The organism is Planococcus sp. CAU13, from assembly GCF_000775575.1.
In the GTDB taxonomy this organism is placed as follows: Bacteria; Bacillota; Bacilli; order Bacillales_A; family Planococcaceae; genus Planococcus.
In genome coordinates this window covers 1-2525 of sequence record NZ_JRGN01000355.1, presented here as the reverse complement: position 1 = coordinate 2525, position 2525 = coordinate 1, and the positions used below count along the sequence as shown (strand labels likewise).

Sequence of the window (2525 nt, the reverse complement as noted above, 5' to 3'; positions counted from 1 at the left end):
TATAGTTTTTCGTTTCTATCTTACGGTTTGCCATTCTATCCTAATTTCAACACCTGATCTGCAAAACTGCTTCTTTAAGTCGCATCAGATTTCTGTGAAAAGCAGTCTGCAGCGCAAGACGCAACCGCCGCAGTGCTGACTATTTCCCCAAGTAAAAACGCCATACGTCAACAACTACGATTTTTATTCCTGATAACCCCGAATCTTTTATTGTTACAAATAGGTAAAATTTATTAAATTATCAAATATTAATCATCGGCGAACAGTGTTTTAGTATAATAAATAAGATTCACAAACTATGCAAAGGGAGCTGGAAGAATGTCAATGTACAGAAAATTGGCGATGGTGCTTACGGCACTGGTATTGGCTTTAGGCGGTTTGTTTACGGCAGGCGCAGCGGATGCAGCGAAGCCGGATAAAGGGAATAAATTGAAGCCAGTCGATGTATCGCTTCGCATTTTGGGAACGACGGATTTGCATACGAACTTCATGAATTATGATTATTATCAGGACAAGGTGTCGAATGAGCTGGGGCTCGCGAAAACGGGTGTATTAATAGAAGAAGCCCGGACGGAAAATCCGAATAGCCTCTTGTTCGATAACGGTGATTTGATCCAAGGGACACCATTTGGCGCGTATAAAGTGTCGGTCGATCCGCTCGAAGAAGGGGAACTGCACCCCGCACTTGCGGCTTTGGAGTCACTCAATTTCGATGCATCGACACTGGGCAACCACGAGTTCAACTTCGGCCTTGATTATTTGGATGAAGTCCTGGATGATGCACCGTTTCCGGTGTTGAACGCGAACGTTTTGGACGCGGCAACGGGCGAGAACAAATACCTGCCTTACACGGTCATCGACAAAGAAGTGGTAGATCAGATGGGCAGAACACGCACGGTGCAAGTCGGCGTGATTGGTGTTGTAGCACCGAAAATCATGCAATGGGACCGTACGCATCTTGAAGGCAAAGTCATTGCGGAAGATGCAGTGCAGTCAGTGGAGAAATTCATCCCGCAAATGAAAGCGGAAGGGGCGGACGTGATTGTTGTTCTTTCGCATTCAGGAATTGGCGATGCAACGCATGAAATCGGTGAAGAAGATGTAACGTACCAGATTTCAGAAATTGATGGTGTAGATGCGATCATCACCGGCCACGATCATAACGTTTTCCCTGGGGCATATGGCGATTTGCCGAATGTCGATCAGGAAAAAGGTACGATCAACGGCACGCCGGTTGTCATGGCGGGCAATTTCGGCAGCCACCTGGGCGTCATTGATTTGACATTGAGTCCGCGTGCGAACGGCAAGCGCTGGGTTGTGAATACGGGGAAAGCGGAGCTGCGTGAAATCGATTCAACGACTGGCGAAGTTGCTGAAGAGGTAGTGGCGGCAGTGAAGGAAGCGCATGAAGGAACAATAGAATACGTCAATACACCGGTAGCTGAAACAACAGCGCCAATCAACAGCTATTTTGCATTAGTGAACGATGATCCATCAATTCAATTGGTCAATAACGCACAGACCTGGTACGTCGGGCAGCAAGTGGCCGGCACAGTCAATGAAGACCTGCCGATTCTTTCCGCAGCGGCACCATTCAAGGCGGGCGGACGTAACGGCGGCGATTACTACACGAATATTGCTGCCGGTGAAATCGCCATCAAGAACGTCGCGGATCTGTATGTCTTCGACAATACTTTATTCGCGTTGAAGATGACGGGAGCGGACGTTCAGGAATGGCTTGAAATGTCAGCTGGCCAGTTCAATCGGATTGATCCGAATGCAACAGGCGAGCAGCAATTGGTCAATAACGATTTCCGTACGTATAATTTTGATGTCATTGACGGCGTGACGTATGAAATCGACGTGACGGAGCCGGCGAAATACGATACGGGCGGCGTTCTGATCAACGAAGGTGCGAACCGCATCAAGAACCTTTCGTATGAAGGGGCACCAATTGATCCGAACCAGGAATTCCTGGTGGTAACGAATAATTACCGGGCAAGCGGTAATTTCCCTGGTGTGGTCAATGCAACGGAAGTGGTCGACTATGCGTATGAGAACCGCCAAGTGGTCATCGACTATCTGGAGGGGCTTGGCACGATCGATCCAACGGCCGACAATAACTGGACATTTGCACCGATTGCCGGCGACCAGTCGATCGTGTTCGAGACTTCGAACAATGCGCGCGATATGATTCCGGCCGATAGCGGTATCACATATATTGCGCCGACTGCGAACGGTTTTGCGGAGTATGGGATTGCGATAGATTAATAAATAATGATTGAATGAGAGTCCATCCGTGGGTTGCGGATGGGCTTTTTTGTGTTTTTTTTTGAGAATGAATTAAGAGACTACTAAAAGTCGCAACGGCGCTTTGGAACAGCTGGAGGCGTAGGTGGGGAAAGGTAGAGTCTGAGGAGGGGAGGTTTTGGAGCTGGCATACTGGGAGTATGTAGCCTCTGCACCTCTTATTAAGAGTGAAGCATTCCTGACTTATGATTTTGCGAAGGTATCTTATAGTTTTT

The 2525-nt window shown here is 48.0% G+C and carries 1 protein-coding gene; it reads left to right on the top strand.

Annotated elements, in window-relative coordinates; translation table 11 throughout:
- Positions 1–318 precede the first annotated feature (318 nt).
- Positions 319–2271, top strand: a complete 1953-nt coding sequence (locus tag KW93_RS16725; RefSeq protein WP_033544198.1) for a bifunctional 2',3'-cyclic-nucleotide 2'-phosphodiesterase/3'-nucleotidase — start codon at positions 319–321, stop codon at positions 2269–2271.
- Positions 2272–2525 lie beyond the last annotated feature (254 nt).